The organism is Mesorhizobium sp. P2_C7 (genome assembly GCF_056404515.1).
This window is the reverse complement of record NZ_JBFUDW010000003.1, coordinates 441767-457318: the sequence shown is the minus strand read 5'-3', so window position 1 is coordinate 457318 and position 15552 is coordinate 441767. Positions and strand designations below refer to the sequence as shown.

14 protein-coding genes are annotated in these 15552 nt (G+C 62.9%); 5 read left to right on the top strand and 9 right to left on the bottom strand.

What is annotated here, in order from left to right:
• Positions 1-8 precede the first annotated feature (8 nt).
• Positions 9-1805 carry an acetolactate synthase 3 large subunit gene (locus AC1D2G_RS09920; protein ID WP_457151508.1) on the bottom strand — a complete coding sequence of 599 codons (1797 nt, stop codon included), beginning with the start codon at positions 1803-1805 and terminating at the stop codon, positions 9-11.
• A 443-nt stretch (positions 1806-2248) separates the two neighbouring features.
• Here AC1D2G_RS09920 and AC1D2G_RS09915 point away from each other — a divergent pair, with 443 nt between their 5' ends.
• Positions 2249-4051, top strand: coding sequence for an NAD(P)-binding domain-containing protein (locus tag AC1D2G_RS09915; RefSeq protein ID WP_477413580.1), 1803 nt, complete (start codon positions 2249-2251; stop codon positions 4049-4051).
• Positions 4052-4113: 62 nt separating this feature from the next.
• Here AC1D2G_RS09915 and AC1D2G_RS09910 read toward each other — a convergent pair whose 3' ends face one another.
• The 3 genes from AC1D2G_RS09910 to tmpA form a co-directional block, all read right to left on the bottom strand.
• Positions 4114-5274 carry a PcfJ domain-containing protein gene (locus tag AC1D2G_RS09910; protein ID WP_477413578.1) on the bottom strand — a complete coding sequence of 387 codons (1161 nt, stop codon included), beginning with the start codon at positions 5272-5274 and terminating at the stop codon, positions 4114-4116.
• 563 nt (positions 5275-5837) lie between these two features.
• On the bottom strand, positions 5838-6422 hold the full coding sequence (gene tmpB / locus AC1D2G_RS09905) for a (R)-1-hydroxy-2-trimethylaminoethylphosphonate oxygenase (RefSeq protein ID WP_477413576.1): 585 nt from the start codon (positions 6420-6422) through the stop codon (positions 5838-5840).
• Positions 6419-7570 (bottom strand): 2-trimethylaminoethylphosphonate dioxygenase, encoded by a 1152-nt coding sequence (gene tmpA, locus AC1D2G_RS09900; RefSeq protein ID WP_477413574.1) that lies wholly within the window; start codon positions 7568-7570, stop codon positions 6419-6421. Before tmpA ends, tmpB begins: the two co-directional genes overlap by 4 nt.
• Positions 7571-7688: 118 nt before the next feature.
• Between tmpA and AC1D2G_RS09895 the strand changes: the two genes are divergently transcribed.
• Positions 7689-8573 carry a LysR family transcriptional regulator gene (locus tag AC1D2G_RS09895; RefSeq protein WP_477413572.1) on the top strand — a complete coding sequence of 295 codons (885 nt, stop codon included), beginning with the start codon at positions 7689-7691 and terminating at the stop codon, positions 8571-8573.
• Positions 8574-8577: 4 nt separating this feature from the next.
• On the opposite strand, the gene AC1D2G_RS09890 is transcribed toward AC1D2G_RS09895, so the two are convergent.
• The 3 genes from AC1D2G_RS09890 to AC1D2G_RS09880 are packed head-to-tail and all read right to left on the bottom strand — an operon-like array spanning position 8578 to position 10026.
• Positions 8578-9105 carry a GNAT family N-acetyltransferase gene (locus AC1D2G_RS09890; RefSeq protein ID WP_477413570.1) on the bottom strand — a complete coding sequence of 176 codons (528 nt, stop codon included), beginning with the start codon at positions 9103-9105 and terminating at the stop codon, positions 8578-8580.
• Between the two features lie 44 nt (positions 9106-9149).
• Positions 9150-9458, bottom strand: coding sequence for a hypothetical protein (locus AC1D2G_RS09885; RefSeq protein WP_184873406.1), 309 nt, complete (start codon positions 9456-9458; stop codon positions 9150-9152).
• Between the two features lie 4 nt (positions 9459-9462).
• Complete coding sequence (locus tag AC1D2G_RS09880; protein ID WP_457153058.1) at positions 9463-10026, bottom strand: helix-turn-helix domain-containing protein; 564 nt, start codon at positions 10024-10026, stop codon at positions 9463-9465.
• Between the two features lie 153 nt (positions 10027-10179).
• Here AC1D2G_RS09880 and AC1D2G_RS09875 point away from each other — a divergent pair, with 153 nt between their 5' ends.
• Complete coding sequence (locus AC1D2G_RS09875; RefSeq protein ID WP_477227045.1) at positions 10180-12012, top strand: ATP-binding protein; 1833 nt, start codon at positions 10180-10182, stop codon at positions 12010-12012.
• 225 nt (positions 12013-12237) lie between these two features.
• On the opposite strand, the gene AC1D2G_RS09870 is transcribed toward AC1D2G_RS09875, so the two are convergent.
• Together AC1D2G_RS09870 and miaA are read right to left on the bottom strand one after the other, a co-directional pair.
• Positions 12238-13029, bottom strand: a complete 792-nt coding sequence (locus AC1D2G_RS09870) for a GGDEF domain-containing protein (protein ID WP_095087133.1) — start codon at positions 13027-13029, stop codon at positions 12238-12240.
• A gap of 129 nt (positions 13030-13158) precedes the next feature.
• Positions 13159-14103, bottom strand: a complete 945-nt coding sequence (gene miaA, locus AC1D2G_RS09865) for a tRNA (adenosine(37)-N6)-dimethylallyltransferase MiaA (protein WP_477413568.1) — start codon at positions 14101-14103, stop codon at positions 13159-13161.
• Between miaA and serB the strand changes: the two genes are divergently transcribed.
• On the top strand, positions 14093-14980 hold the full coding sequence (gene serB, locus AC1D2G_RS09860; protein ID WP_477413566.1) for a phosphoserine phosphatase SerB: 888 nt from the start codon (positions 14093-14095) through the stop codon (positions 14978-14980). The two genes, miaA and serB, sit on opposite strands and share 11 nt — an antisense overlap.
• Positions 14977-15549, top strand: coding sequence for a GNAT family N-acetyltransferase (locus tag AC1D2G_RS09855; protein ID WP_477413564.1), 573 nt, complete (start codon positions 14977-14979; stop codon positions 15547-15549). Before serB ends, AC1D2G_RS09855 begins: the two co-directional genes overlap by 4 nt.
• Positions 15550-15552: the final 3 nt, after the last annotated feature.

Genomic DNA, 15552 nt, shown 5'->3' with positions numbered 1-15552 from the left:
TGAGCGGACTACACCAGTTCCCTGCCCTTGGCGTCGATGGCGTTGGCCACCGCCTCGTCGGTCGCCTCGTCGGGCAGCAGCATCTCGTTGTGTGCCTTGCCCGACGGGATCATTGGGAAGCAGTTGGCAAGCGTTGCCACGCGGCAATCGAACAGCACCGGCTTCTTCACCGCGATCATCTCCTTGATCGCATCGTCCAGCTCGTCCGGCTTCTCGCAACGGATGCCGTGGCCGCCATAGGCCTCGGCCAGCTTGACGAAGTCCGGCATCGCCTCGGTGTAGGAATGCGACAGCCGGTTACCGTGCAGCAGCTGCTGCCACTGCCGCACCATGCCCATATACTGGTTGTTGAGGATGAAGATCTTGATCGGCGCGTCGTGCTGCACGGCCGCGCTCATCTCTTGCATCGTCATCTGCACCGAGGCGTCGCCAGCGATGTCGATGACCAGCGCATCGGGATGCGCGATCTGCACGCCCAATGCCGCCGGCAGGCCATAACCCATCGTGCCCAGCCCGCCTGACGTCATCCATCGGTTCGGCTTCTCGAAATGATAGTGCTGCGCCGCCCACATCTGGTGCTGGCCGACCTCGGTGGTGATGTAGGTGTCCATGCCCTTGGTCAGTTCGTAGAGCCGCTGGATGGCGTATTGCGGCATGATCACGTCGTTGTTCATCTTGTAGGCGAGTGAATCGCGCGCACGCCATTTGGCGATCTGCTCCCACCAGGGGTAGAGCGCCTTCTTGTCAGCCTTGGCGGTCGCCCGCCACAGCCGCACCATATCCTCCAGCACCCGGCCGACATCGCCAATGATCGGCACTTCGGTGTGGACGTTCTTGTTGATCGACGACGGATCGATGTCGATGTGGATCTTCTTCGAGTTCGGCGAAAACGCGGTCAGCCGCCCGGTGATGCGGTCGTCGAAGCGCGCACCGATGCAGATCATCACGTCGCAATCATGCATGGCCATGTTGGCTTCATAGGTGCCGTGCATGCCCAGCATGCCCATCCAGTTCTTGCCCGATGCCGGATAGGCGCCGAGCCCCATCAACGTCGATGTGATCGGGAACCCGGTGAGATCGACCAGTTCGCGCAGGAGATGGCTCGCTTCCGCACCCGAATTGATAACGCCGCCGCCGCTATAGATGATCGGCTTCTTGGCGCTGGCCATCAATTCGACCGCCGCCTTGATCTTGTCCAGGTCGCCCTGGACCTTCGGCTGATAGCTGGTGCGCGGCGCGATCTGCGGCGAGACGTAAAAGCCCCTGGCGAACTGCACGTCCTTCGGGATGTCGACCACGACCGGGCCGGGACGGCCGGTGGTGGCGACATGGAAGGCCTCGTGGATGGTCGCGGCGAGTTCGTTGACGTCCTTCACCAGCCAGTTGTGCTTGGTGCAGGGGCGCGTGATGCCGACCGTGTCGCATTCCTGAAAAGCGTCGGAGCCGATCAGCGAGGTCGGCACCTGCCCGGTCAGGCAGACCAGCGGGATCGAATCCATCAACGCATCCTGCAGCGGCGTCACCGCATTGGTGGCGCCGGGTCCCGACGTCACCAGCATGACACCGGCCTTGCCGGTCGAGCGCGCATAGCCTTCGGCCGCATGGCCGGCGCCCTGCTCGTGGCGCACCAGGATGTGCTCGACCTCGTCCTGTTGGAAAATCTCGTCGTAGATCGGGAGTACCGCGCCGCCCGGATAGCCGAAGACATGCTTGACGCCATTGTCCTTCAGCGCCTGCACCACCATTTCGGCGCCCGTCATTTCGGTTCTTGGCATTTCGCGCCGCTCACTCTGTCCGTTGCTCATCGGTCTGGTCCCGTACTGCCGCCATCTGGCGATTGCTGGTCGTTTAGTCGTGTTTCAGGCAATAAAAAAGGCCCCCGAAGGAGCCTGTGTGTGCGCATGGGAGGTTTTCGCCCGGCGGTTACACCGCCTTGCCCACGCGCTTTCCTACGAGAATGAGTGCCGTTTTCATGGTGGCGGACAATAGAATTGGTTTTACGCCGCTGTCAACGGCGAATCTGAGTGACATGAACCCGCAGCAAAAGGGGCCGGCTCTCCTCCTCGGCACCGGCAAGCCATCACCGGAAAAATCCCATAGGTTTCCGATAAGGCATTGAAAACACGCCAAACTATTGGAGGGCGTGACGCTGCGGAGCTTTTGAAGAAATACTCCGCTCATCGTGGACAACTCAGTCCGGCCAAAATCGCTCGATCGAGAAGCGATCACAATCCAAGGAGGAAAGCTGATGCTCGACAAGGCCCCTAACAAGAAACTGTCCGACCTGCTCGACCAATTCGGCGCCGCCCTGGTCGCCAATGACATCGAGAAAGCGGTCGATTGCTTTCAGGAGGACTGTTATTGGCGTGACCTCGTCACCTTCACCTGGAACATCAAGACCATGGAGGGTCGCGACCAGGTCCGCGACATGCTGAAGAGCCAGTTGTCGAAGACCAAGCCATCCCACTTCGCCATCGCCAAGGGCGAGGACGCGACCGAGAGCGGCGGGGTGATCGACGGCTGGATCAGCTTCGAGACAGAGGTGGCGCGCGGCTTCGGCCATGTCAGGCTGAAGGACGGCAAGATCTGGACGCTGCTGACCACCATGGTCGAACTGAAAGGCCACGAAGAGCCGGCGGGTTTCGCGCGACCGATGGGTGCCAAACACGGCTCGGGCAAGAACCGTGCGACATGGAAGGAAGAACGCGAAAAGGAAGCCGCTGAGCTCGGCTTCAAGACGCAGCCCTACACGGTGATCATCGGCGGCGGCCAGGGCGGCATCGCGCTCGGCGCGCGCCTGCGGCAGCTCGGCGTTCCCACGATCATCATCGAGAAGAACGAACGGGCCGGCGACAGTTGGCGCAAGCGCTACAAGTCGCTCTGCCTGCATGATCCGGTCTGGTACGACCATCTGCCCTACATCGATTTCCCGAAGAACTGGCCGGTCTTCTCGCCCAAGGACAAGATCGGCGACTGGCTGGAGATGTACACCAAGGTGATGGAGCTGAATTACTGGTCTTCGACCGAGGCGAAGAGCGCGGCTTATGACGACAAGAAGAAGGAATGGACGGTCGTCGTCAACCGCGACGGCAAGGACATCACCCTAAGGCCGAAGCAGCTGGTGCTGGCTACGGGACAATCCGGCAAGGCCAATATGCCGAAATTCAAAGGCATGGAAAACTTCAAGGGCGATCAGCATCACTCCTCGAAGCATCCTGGTCCCGATGCCTATGCCGGCAAGAAAGCTGTTGTCGTCGGCTCGAACAATTCCGCCCACGACATAGCCGCGGCACTTTGGGAAGCTGGCGCCGATGTCACCATGGTGCAACGCTCGACCACGCATATCGTCAAGTCCGACACGTTGATGGAAATCGGGCTGGGGTCCCTCTATTCGGAACAGGCGGTGCAGAGCGGCATGAACACGGCCAAGGCCGACCTCGTCTTTGCCTCCCTGCCCTACAAGATCCTGCACGAATTCCAGATTCCGGCGTACGCCGAGATGAAGAAGCGCGATGCAAAATTCTACACGGGTCTGGAGAAGGCCGGCTTCATGCTCGACTGGGGCGATGACGATTCAGGCCTGTTCATGAAGTATCTGCGACGTGGTTCGGGCTACTATATCGACGTCGGCGCTTCCGATCTGATCATCGATGGCTCGATCAAGCTGAAAAGCGGCGTCAACGTGGCTGAGATCAAGGAGCACTCAGTGCTGCTCAGTGACGGCACCGAGTTGCCCGCCGATGTCATCGTCTATGCCACCGGCTATGGCTCGATGAATGGCTGGGCGGCCGACCTGATCTCCAGGGACGTTGCCGACAAGGTCGGCAAATGCTGGGGCCTCGGTTCGAACACCACCAAGGATCCCGGTCCATGGGAGGGCGAATTGCGCAACATGTGGAAACCGACGCAGCAGGAAGCACTGTGGTTCCATGGCGGCAATCTGCACCAGTCACGCCACTATTCGCAGTTCCTGTCGCTGCAGTTGAAGGCCAGGCAGGCAGGCCTGCCGACGCCGGTCTACGGGCTGCAGCAGGTCCATCACAAGGGATAGCGCCTCGTTCATCCGCCCCTTTTGAACCCGCGCGGCGATTCCGCCGCGCGGGCTCTGTCTGTTCAGTCCTGCAGCGTCACGCACTTCGCCTTGGCCCAACGCTCGAGGATCTTGCGCTCGTCCGTCGTTGCCAGACGATTGCCGAAACCGCGCACCTGCACCGCCCGATGCTGCGGATCGAGCTCGATCGTCAGCAAGCGTTCAGTCTTGCCGAGCGCCTTGCGCCGCAGCGCCCAGATCGAGGCATTGCCGGCAATGCATTTGGTCGCATAGGACGACACGCAATGATGCATCGCCCGGCTCTCGGCAACGAGGTCCTCTGCGGTCTTCAACTGGCGGATGGAGAACCACTCGCCATGCGCCTTCACCTCCTTGGGCGGCGGATGCCATTCCCAATCCTGCAGGCGCGAGCCGTCCCAGGCGCTGCACTGCGCGGGTGTGCCGGCGACGGGCTGAGCCCGCGCGGCGGCCCGCCGGCGCATCGCCTCGATGCGTTCGATCGCAGCAAGATCGCGATGCCAGTCGGACATCTGCCGGTGCAGCGAGGCGAGCGTGCGGCCCTTCAGGCTGTAGGCAGCATCGCGCCGGTGCTTGGCGCCGACATAGTCACAGAGATCGTCGATCTCCTCCTTCGAAGCAGGATGCTCGCAGAAGAAGCGCGCCACCTCGCGCCAGAAGGCCAACTCGCCACGCGGCGTGCGAGCGATCTTCGTGCGTGCAAGCCGAGCAGCCAGCCCCCAATCCTCGGTGTAGGACCGGACGATCGCGAACCAGAACGCCTCGTCGAAGGTGAAATCGCCGGACACGTTCAGGAAGCAGTGCACCTCCTTTCGCGACAGCCACGCATTGGCGCCCGCTTTGTAGAGCGAGCCGCCACCTGCAGCCGTGACGTACCAGGCCAGGCGAACTGCGATCTCCTGGCCATCGAGTCCCGACCTATCCAGCCAGATGGCCTCGAGCGCGGCCGAAACCGGATAACCCGCAAAGAGATAGCGGGCGGCAGCCAGCCGCAGCCGGGCCGGGTCGCGCGTCTTCAGCTTTGGACGCCACAACGCGCCGTCGCGGATCGCCATGCCTGCATAGCCGCGGCGTACCTCGTCGAGCGCCCGCTCGAAATCGGGAGCGGGGCGCGGCATGGCGGAAACCCGCCGCAGCGATGCTTGATATGCTTCAATGCGTTCGCGCTCGGCGTCCTGCCTGCGCTGGATCATGGACTTTGCCATGGCCGTTCTTCCCGATTGGAACCCTGTCAGCCGCACGCAATTCCAGCGTCGGCACGGAATGTGTCGATCCGGGTTGGCGTGACATGGACAGGTCTCCTTTCAGGATGACGGGTTGGGAATGGCGCGGTCTCTAGGCTCACAAGAAACTCAGCGCAAGTGCCATTCCTTCAATGTTTACAATGGCCTGCCGGAGTGTTGCAGAGCTGCATCTTTGATTTTCAGGCAGCCGTGATCGTTGGCCGGGAGCTAGGCTTCCCACCGTTTTCCGCCCATGGGCCGTTGCAGCATAATGAACCGCATGCAGACGATAGCTGCCGCCGCGCATCGCGGCACGGCGGTCCTCAGAGTGCCAGGATATTGGAACCGCTGTGGCGCGGGTCAGCCCGTTCGTCCGCCGCGGAGGCGCAAAATGCGTGAACAAGATCTCATCGTCGCCTCCATCAAAAGCGTGGTCGATACGGGGTGCGACCAATGAAATGCGGGCCGCATGTCGGGCGCGGCTAATACATCGGAACAGGCGCAACGGCAAGACGGCGAGCGTGCTCGACCTCGACGGAGTTGCGTCAGGCGCGATCGCGATAGTCGCGAACGACCCGCTGCAGCAACGGCACGTAGTCGCGGAACGTCCGTGTCTTCATGTTGGCGATCTTGCCGCTCTCGTCCCAGATGCGGACCCGGACCGCCTCTTCATGGAACGGGTTCTTGCGGAACTCCGCCACCTCGTCGGCGCTCATCGGCCCACCCTGCAGCGACAGCGTATGCACCGAGGCCTGCGAAAGCTTGCCGAAATAGGTCGGGTCGGTGGCGCAGAGATAGCGCTTGGCCGAGACATGTAGCCTGACGCATTCGACGATGACAGGCGGAAAGAACGGCGCCAGCACCTCGCCGCCGGCTTCGTCATGATGCTTGTCCTCGACATCCTCCGGCGAATAGGTGCCGAACTCGCTGGTGTAGTGGCCGATGTCGTGCAGCAGGGCCGCCGCCACCAGCTCGTCCGGCGCGCCGTCCTGCTCGGCGAACCATGCGCCCTGCAGCATGTGCTCCGACATGGTGACGGGCTCACCGAGATAGGATTCCGCACCCCGGCGTTCAAAGATGTCGGCGATGAACTCGACGATGTTGTCCGCGTTCAGGTCCTGGCCGTTCATTCCGCAGCCTCCTTGAACCCGTGTTCGATCGTCGCGAGCGTCGACAGCAGGCCGTCCTTGTCGGCGTAGCAACCCTGCAGCCAGCGCTTGCCGGTGCCGGAAAACGCCTTGCGGGCATGCATGACGCGGGTGTTGTCGACAATGAACGCCTGGCCCGCTTCGAGCTTGAAGGTCACTTCGAAGGATGGATCCTCGATCAGCTCGGCAAACCGGCGATAGGCGGCATAGTAAGCCTCCATGTCGGCGAACGGCACGTCGACCGTCGGCGCCAACGAACGGTTGTTGAAGCGGATGCAGATCAGCTCGCCGTCGGGCCCGAGCTCGATCATCGGCCGCTTCGCCTGCAGCCGCACGCCGGCCGAGCCGGCATATTCGAACCGCGCCGGGCATGAACTCAACAGCCGAAACCCTTCAGGGTTCTCAGCCTGCAAGGCGGCCGCGACGGCAAACCCGTCGACGACGCTGGACTCGCCACCCTCCACCGTATTTTCGATGCAGGACAGGATCTGCAGCGTCGGCACCGGATCGCGATAGGGATTGTCGGTGTGCGCCTGGAGGCCGAGATTGGTGTAGGCGAGATTGCTGGGATTGACCTCGGCGCGCACTTCGAACCAGCGGCCGTAATTGGTCTCCCTGATATAGCCGAACAGATCGGACACTTTGCAGAGCGCCCCGGATTCGGCCGGCAGGTCGTCCATCACCGCAAAGCCATAGGCTTTCACCGCCGACAGCCATTGCCTCAAGACGTTGCGGTCGCGGCTGGCAGCAGGGTAGCCGGCACGCGGCACGGAATTCTGCATCGTCGCCTTGGTCCAGCGCACGATGTGCTCGCCTGTCCAGCCGGCTTGGCGGGCCGCGTCGCGATCATAGGCATTGGCGCTCAGCCATATCGAGGGAAAGCTCACCGTCTTTCCTTCCGGCACGAAGCTGACCTCGAGGGCGTCGCCGTTGATCGACGCCGCGCCGATCTTCGTCGCGGCTGGAATGTCGAGGATGGTGATGAGCCGCTGCCCGTTGCCGGCGCTGCGCGTCTTGTCGTCCAGCGCATTGTCGCGCAGCCACATGGCGTGAAAGCGGGTGCGCGTCCCGTCCTTCCAGCCAAGTTCGATGGTTCTGCCTTCGTCGCCGATCAGCGCGTGGGTGAGCATGGAGATCCATTCCTGTCCGCTACGCCTGCGGTCCGATCCGCAGGTTTCGATTGCATGTTGACCGCGCGAAAGGCATAACTCAAATTATCCTTTTTTGGCCAATGACCCCAGATAATTAATGGCTCGAACAATCCCGCCCTTGCCTCCGCTTGACTGGCTGCGCAGTTTCGAGGCGGCGGCGCGGCTGTCGAATTTCACCGCCGCGGCAACCGAGCTTGGCTTGACCCAGGCGGCGGTCAGCCAGCATATCCGGCTTCTTGAAGAACGGCTGAAGACGCGTCTGTTCTCCAGGCTGGCACGTGGCGTCGCGCTGGCGCCGGAAGGCGCGGCTTACCTGCCCCACATCCAGTCGGCTTTCGCCACCATCGGCAGCAGCACGGCTGAACTGTTTGAGCCGCGTGCCGTCCAGACCGTGACCGTTCGATCGCCGATCTCCTTTGCCTTGCTGATGCTCGTCCCGGCATTGCCCGATCTGGCCACGGCATTGCCGCGCATTCAGCTCGATCTGGTGACGATCCACCGACCGACCGACTACGACCTGCCGGGTTCGGCGCTCGACATCCGTTTCGGCAACGGATCCTTCCCCGGACGTGACGCCGACAGGCTGACCGCCGAGCGGCTCGTGCCGGTGGCTGCCCCGGCCCTGGCCGGCGACGCCGACTGGACCTCCCTGCCGCTGCTTCTGGTCGCCGGCGCACGCGAGATGTGGGCGGAATGGTTCGCGGCCGCAGGGTTGGCCGGCCACCCCCGGCGATCGCATCGCTTCGACAGTTTCGTTGCCGCGATGGAGGCGGCCAGGGCCGGTGCCGGCGTGCTGCTGGGCTCGCGGCCGCTGGTCGATGCCGCGCTCGACAGCAGGACCCTGGTCAGGCTTTCCGACTTCGAACTCTCCAGCACCTCGGGGCATTTCCTGACCAAGGCGTCGACCGCGCGCCTGACCAGCGCCGAGCAGGATTTCCACCGGTGGCTGCTGTCGCGCCTCTCCGGTTACGGTCCTGCGTGACTGGTTACGAGATTGGCCCGATGCGCTTCCAGTAGAGGAGCGTACCCGTCAGCCCGCCATGCGGCTTCAAGGCATAGTCCGGTATCTCGCCTGCCAGCGTGAAACCGAGCTTCTCGTAGAGGCCTGAAGCACCTTCCTCCGTCGCCGTGTCGAGAACCAGCAGCGTGCGCCCCTTTTCCACGGCCAGGCTCTCGGCGGCTCGCATCAGGTGCGTTCCCACACCCCTGCCCCGGTAATCGAAACGGGTCATCAGCTTGGCGATCTCGGCCCGGTGGGGCTGGTTGGGCGGACAGTCGAGCAACAGGGTGACAGTGCCGACCAGGATCTCGCCGTCCCAGGCACCAAGCACCGTCCTTTCCCCTCTTGCCGCTGCTGCCAGGGATTTCTGCCAGAATGCGCTAGCCGCTTCCGGTGCCAGCGGATGCATGAAACTGACCGATCCACCGGCCGCTACCGTTGCGACCAGCAATTCGGCCAGCATCTCCTGCGTCGCCGCAGCCGGGGCCAGTGTTCCGATCTCGATCGAGTTCATGCACGTGATGTCCTGTGATTGCGATGGCACGACTGAAGCGGTCGTCAGTCGAGATGGCGCACGCGGCGGCGCTTTCGTGCCGCCTTGATGGCGCCGATGCGTTCGGTGTCTTCTTCCCTGAGATGCCGCCCGCGCTCCAGTATCTCGAGCGTGTATTCCTCATAGGTCAGGCCCAGCCGCTCGGCCTTGTCCATGCGCAGCAGCATGACTTCGCGGCTAGGCGCCTTCCACGCCTTGGCATGGGCGGCCTGCCAGGCAAGGAAGATGTAGGGATCGCCCTTGCCCCATGGCGGCCCCTTGTACTCGTCAAGAGGCGGCCCCCCATTGTGGGAGCGCTTTGGTCGTCTGGCCATGACTTCAACCCCTGACCAGCGCGACGAGATAGTCGGCGCCGGGTTCCAGGGCGTGGAAGGTGCAGTCCGATGGCGCGCCGAGCGCCAGACAATCGCCGGGGTCGAGCCGGTGCACCACATCGCCCTCGGCGAACTCGAGCCGCCCCGAAATCAGCCATATCTGCTGCTTGATGAAGGCATAGGACGCGGCGGGAAAGCTGACCCTGGCGCCCGCCGGCAACTGAACCCTGATCAGTTCCAGCGGCATGTCCGAGGCGGGCGACAGATGCCGCCTGACATAGCCCGTACCAGGGTCGCGCCACACCGGTTGATCGGCCTCGCGCAGCAGCCCGCCGCCTTGCAATTCGGCGCGCGCGATGAGCGTCGATAGCGTCATGCCGAAGGCCGACGCGATGCGCACCAGAAGGGCCGCCGTCGGGCTGGTCTTGCCGCGCTCTATCGTGCTCAGCATCGCCTTCGACACGGCAGAGCGCCCCGCAAGCTCGGCCAGCGACCAGTCCCGCATGGTCCTTTCGGCGTGTATCCTTCTGCCGATGGTCGAGGAAATATCGTTCGCTATATCATCCATATGTCCATTATATCGAAATTCTGGCGACCGAGAAGAGCCTCGCGACAATTTTCACGGATACCTTAATCGTCTCTACACCATCCGACCTCATCCAGCCTTAACCCCCGTTCCTGTAGGGTCGATGCTCCAAGGGAAATGGGGATTGGCCTGTCCATGTACGTCGAACGCGAAGCCTCCGTTGGAGAACCGACATCGCAGGAGCGTCGCAACGCGGAGCAGAACGACAGGCGCATTCTGGGCAACGTCGTGCAATGCGACGGTGCGCGCGCCACCATCGGCGCCTTTGCGGACGATATTGACGGCGCGGTGACCGGCCTGTGGACAGTCGGCAAGATGATTTCCATCAATCTGGGATCCACGCGAACCGTCGGCCTGGTCTACGGGATCGGCAAGTCGGACCGCGCCTGGAGCAATGAAGGTCAAAACCCGATCGAGGTCAGCATCGAGCTGATCGGCGAAGTCCGCGACGGAGCAGAACCTGGCGCCAAGCCGATCTTCGATCGCGGCATCACCACCTATCCGCATATCGGCGCCATCGCCCATCGCATCCGCACCCGTGACCTGCAGGCGGTCTATGATCTGGCCGGGCGTCATTCGATCACCATCGGCACACTCTCACAGGACGAGACGATCGCCGCCAACATCGCCATCGACGATACGTTGGCGCGTCACTTCGCCGTGGTCGGCACCACCGGTGTCGGCAAATCCACCGCCGTCTCGTTGCTGCTGCGCAAGTCGATTGCGGCACGGCCGGACCTGCGCATCCTGATCCTCGATCCGCACAACGAGTTCGCCGCGTCGCTGCCCGAATATTGCGTCAGGGTCGATTCCAAGACGCTCGACCTTCCGTTCTGGATGTTCAGGCTGGAGGAGTTCGCCGAGGTGTTGTTCCGCGGCCGCGAGACGGTGCCGGAAGAGATCGACGCCTTGCGCGACCTCATCCCCGCCGCCAAGAACCTTTACCGCAACCCGAATTCGGGCAGCTACATCAGGCGCGGCAGCGATGCGCTGACCGCCGATACGCCGGTGCCTTACCGCATCGCCGACCTTATCAAGCAGATCGACGAGCGTATGGGCATGCTCGAAAGCAAGACCGACCGCCCGACGCTGAAATCCCTGAAGACGCGCGTCGAATCGGCGGCTGCCGACCCACGCTACCGCTTCATGTTCAACTCGCGCCTGATCGAGGACACCATCCACGAAACGATCGGCAACCTCTTTCGCGTGCCGCATCATGGCCGCCCGGTGACCTGCTTCGAGATGGCCGGCATGCCGTCTGAAGTGGTCAATTCCGTCTGTTCGGTGCTGGCGCGCCTGGCCTTCGACCTCGCTTTGTGGAGCGAGGGCAAGCTGCAGCTTCTGCTTTTGTGCGAAGAAGCTCACCGCTACATGCCGGCCGATCCGCGTCTCGGCTTTGCGCCGACAAGGCACGCGCTGTCGCGCATCGCCAAGGAAGGCCGCAAATATGGCTGCTATCTCGGCGTCGTCACCCAGCGACCGGGCGAACTCGACCCGACCATCCTGTCGCAATGTTCGACCTTCTTCGCCATGCGACTTGCCAACGAGCAGGACCAGGCGATCATCCGTTCGGCGATTGCCGACTCCTCGGCCTCGACGCTGGCTTTCCTGTCGTCCATGGGCCAGCGCGAGGCCATTGCCTTTGGCGAAGGCGTGGCGACGACGATGCGGCTGAAATTCGAGAAACTATCCTCGGAATTGATCCCCGGCACCAACAAACGCGAAGAGGCCGAGTCGAAAGCCGGCGAGGATGTCGACCTGGTGGCGATCGTCGAGCGGCTGCGCAACGTGCCGAAATCAACGCAGCAGGCGATGGCCTTCGCCGAAGTCGTCGATTCAAGCCGCCAGGCCGGCGATCCCGACTACCGCAAGCCGCCGGCCACCAGCCGGGTGCAATCGGATGACGATTTCGACATGCGCTACGGCCTCAAGCCCGCGACCTTCGGCCTGCGCCCGCAAAACGACTGAGCCGGCAACCTTGCGCCATTCCGCCGACCGACTTGGAAGCCACGTCAAGTTTCCAGGGCGAGGCTTCGTTGGCATGCCTGGGTAAATCCCGAAGGGAATTCATCAGGCCGAGTTGAATGACGTGGCTTTCGAGAAGCCGGAGCGGAGCGGACATTCAGTCCGTGAGCACCGGAAGTTGAGAAAGCCGCGTCAGGCGACCGGCCTCATGAATTCTTCTTTGGGATTTTAGGCGCAGACGCGGTTGCGGCCTTGCCTCTTCGCCTCGTAGAGCTGGCGGTCGGCGCGGCGATAGAACTCCTCCGCCGTTTCCTTGCGGTCCCAGACAGCCAGACCGACGCTGGTGGTGATCTTGAGCCGGACATTGCCGGACAGCACCGACATGTTGGCGACCGCCTTGCGGATGCGCTCGGCAAACTTGCCCAGCAGTTCGGAGTCCATGTTGGGCGTGACCACTGCGAACTCCTCGCCGCCCAGCCGCGCCACCACGTCGTGATAGCGTGTCATGTCCTTGAGGCAGCTCGCGACGGCCTTCAGCACCTCGTCGCCGACATCATGGCCATGGGTGTCGTTGACCTGCTTGAAATGGTCGAGGTCGAGGATCATCAGCCCGACGGGCTTTTCGATGCGCCGGAACTCCTCGAGATATTCCTTCAGCGCGTCGTCGAAATAGCGCCGGTTCTGCATGCCCGTCAGGCCGTCGGTCAGCGCGGCATGCTCGAGTGTCTCAGAGCGGGCGCTGAGCGATACCGTCATGGCGCGCAGCTTGCCTTCCTCCGTGGCCTGTTTGCGGATCAGCGGATAGATGAAGAAAATGCCGAAGAACAGCGCAGTGGCCAAAAGCACGCCGGTCGCGAACAGCAGCTTGTTGAGATAGATGACCTTGTCCATGCCCGAAGCCGTATGCAGCTCGGTGGCGAAGGATTGCAGCAGTCCATAGGCATGCAGCGTCACCAGGCCGGCGGCCAGGATCACGAAGATAAAGACGAAAAATGCTGATTCCGCCTTATGGAAACGCATCTGCTCCCCAATGGAAAAGTGCCCACTGACCTTATGGCATGGGCGGGCTTACGGAGGGTTAATTTGGACAACCGCAACGGGAACCTTACCTTGCAGATAAACTTTTTAGGTTGCAATGGAAACAGGCGATCAAATCGTGGTTTCCAGATCGTCACCGGGCCTCAATCTTTGCCATTCCGAGCCCAATTGGTGCCTGAACCAGGTCGTTTGCCGCTTGGCATATTGCCTGGTTGCAATCTTGGCGCGCTCGATCGCCTCGGGAAAGCCAATCTCTCCAGCCGTCGCGGCCTGCAGTTCGCGAACACCGATCGCTTTCATCGCCGGCAATTCGGGGTCGAGGCCGAGCGCCGATAGCCGCTTGACCTCGTCCAGTGCCCCCTTGTCCAGCATCTGGTCGAAGCGTTTTTCGATGCGGTTGACCAACGCCGCCCGGTCCGGCTCGATCACGAAGAAACGCGCGCTCTGCCTGTCGATGAGCGGCCGGCCGCGTTCCGCCTGCCATTCCCGGATCGAACGGCCCGATGCGTCGAGCACCTCCAGTGCCCGCACGATGCGCTGGCTGTCCGTCGGCTTCAGCATCATGGCAGCCGCCGAATCCTGGCGCAGCAGCAGGCTGTGCAGCTTGACGGCGCCCTGCTCCTTCAGCTCATAGCGCCAGCGGTCACGAATTCGCTGCGGAATGTCGGGCATTTCCGAAATGCCCTCGGCAAGCGCGCGGAAGTAGAGCCCGGTACCACCGACAAAAATAACAGGCTGTCCGGAGAGCGTACCGTCGTCGATCAGCTTCATCACGTCGCGCAGCCAGGCGCCGGTGGAATAGGCTGTGGCCGGGTGGACATGGCCATAGAGAAAATGCGGCGCGCGGGCGAGGTCGGCGGCCCCCGGCCGGGCGGTCAGCACGTCGAGCACCGAATAGCCCTGCATGGAATCGGTGTTGACGATGACGGCGCCCTTGCGGTCGGCCAGCTCCAGCGCAAGGGCCGACTTGCCGCTGGCGGTCGGCCCGGCTATCAGGATCGCGTTCTTCACGCGGCCCTCGCCCGCCTGTCCGCCGGAATCGTCCATGCCGCTCATCGCCACGCTTGTTTCCCGTCCCGCCGATCGCGCATTGTCGCTTTCGCTTGCGAATATGGCGTCACGGTCAGTCGGCGCAAGCGCTGTTGTCTGGCTTGCCGACGGGATTGCCTGCGATCTTGCCTTGCCGAAAGAGGCTGACGCCGCCGACATAAGTGCCGCCCTGCGTGCAGCACTCGCCACCGAACCGGTCGACGTGATTGTCCAGCCGGCGGAAACGCGCCGCAAGAAGATCCTCATCGCCGACATGGATTCGACCATGATCGACCAGGAATGCATCGACGAACTGGCCGACGAGATCGGCGTCAAGGATCATGTCGCCGCCATCACCGCGCGATCGATGAACGGCGAGATCGCGTTTGAACCGGCCTTGCGCGAGCGGGTGGCGTTGTTGAAGGGCCTCGACGCCACCGTGGTCGACCGCATCGTCGCCAATCGCCTGACGCTGGCCGCGGGCGGCGGCGCGCTGGTGCGGACCATGCGGGCCAATGGCGCCTGGACGGCGCTGGTGTCCGGCGGGTTCGAGGTCTTCACGACGCGCATCGCGGCCATGCTTGGCTTCCAGGAGAACCGCGCCAATCGCCTGCTCGAACAGGAAGGCCGCTTCACCGGGCTGGTTGGCGAACCGATACTCGGCCGCGCCGCCAAGGCCGATGCGCTGATCGAGATTTCCACACGCCTCGGCCTGACGCCGACTGACGCCATTGCTGTCGGCGACGGCGCCAATGATCTCGACATGATCCGGCTGGCTGGCACCGGTGTCGCCCTCCATGCCAAGCCGACGGTGGCGGCACAGGCAAAGGTTCGCATCGACCACGGCGACCTGACAGCATTGCTCTATGTGCAGGGCTACAGGCAGGAGGAGTTTGTGCAATGAAGCCGATGCGTACCGAGCGCCTGATCCTGCGCAACTGGGAGGATCGCGATCGCGAACTGTTCCACCGGATCAATTCCGACGAACTGGTCATGGAATTCTTTCCGTTCCGCCGCACCCGCGCGCAGGCGGACGCCAAAATGGACGAGGTCCGCGCCTGGGTTGATGAGGACGGCTATGGCTTCGCCGCGGCCGAGATTGCGGCCACGGGCGAGTGCATCGGCTTTGTCGGGATAACCGGGACAGAAGACATCGACGTCCTACCCGCCGGCACGATCGAGATAGGCTGGCGTCTCGCCCCGGAATTCTGGGGCAAGGGTTACGTCACCGAGGCGGCCGAGGCCTGGCTCGCCTACGGTTTCGAAACGCTCGACCTGGACGAAATCGTGTCTTTCGCGGTTTACGAAAACCATCGCTCCACCGCCGTGATGAAACGCCTCGGCATGAGGGTCGACCCGGCTAGCGACTTCGACCATCCCGACGTCCCTGACAGCCACCCGGCGCTCAAGCGGCATGTCCTCTACAGATTGTCGCGCAAGGACTGGCAGGCAAGAAAAAAGGCGGCTCAATAGCCG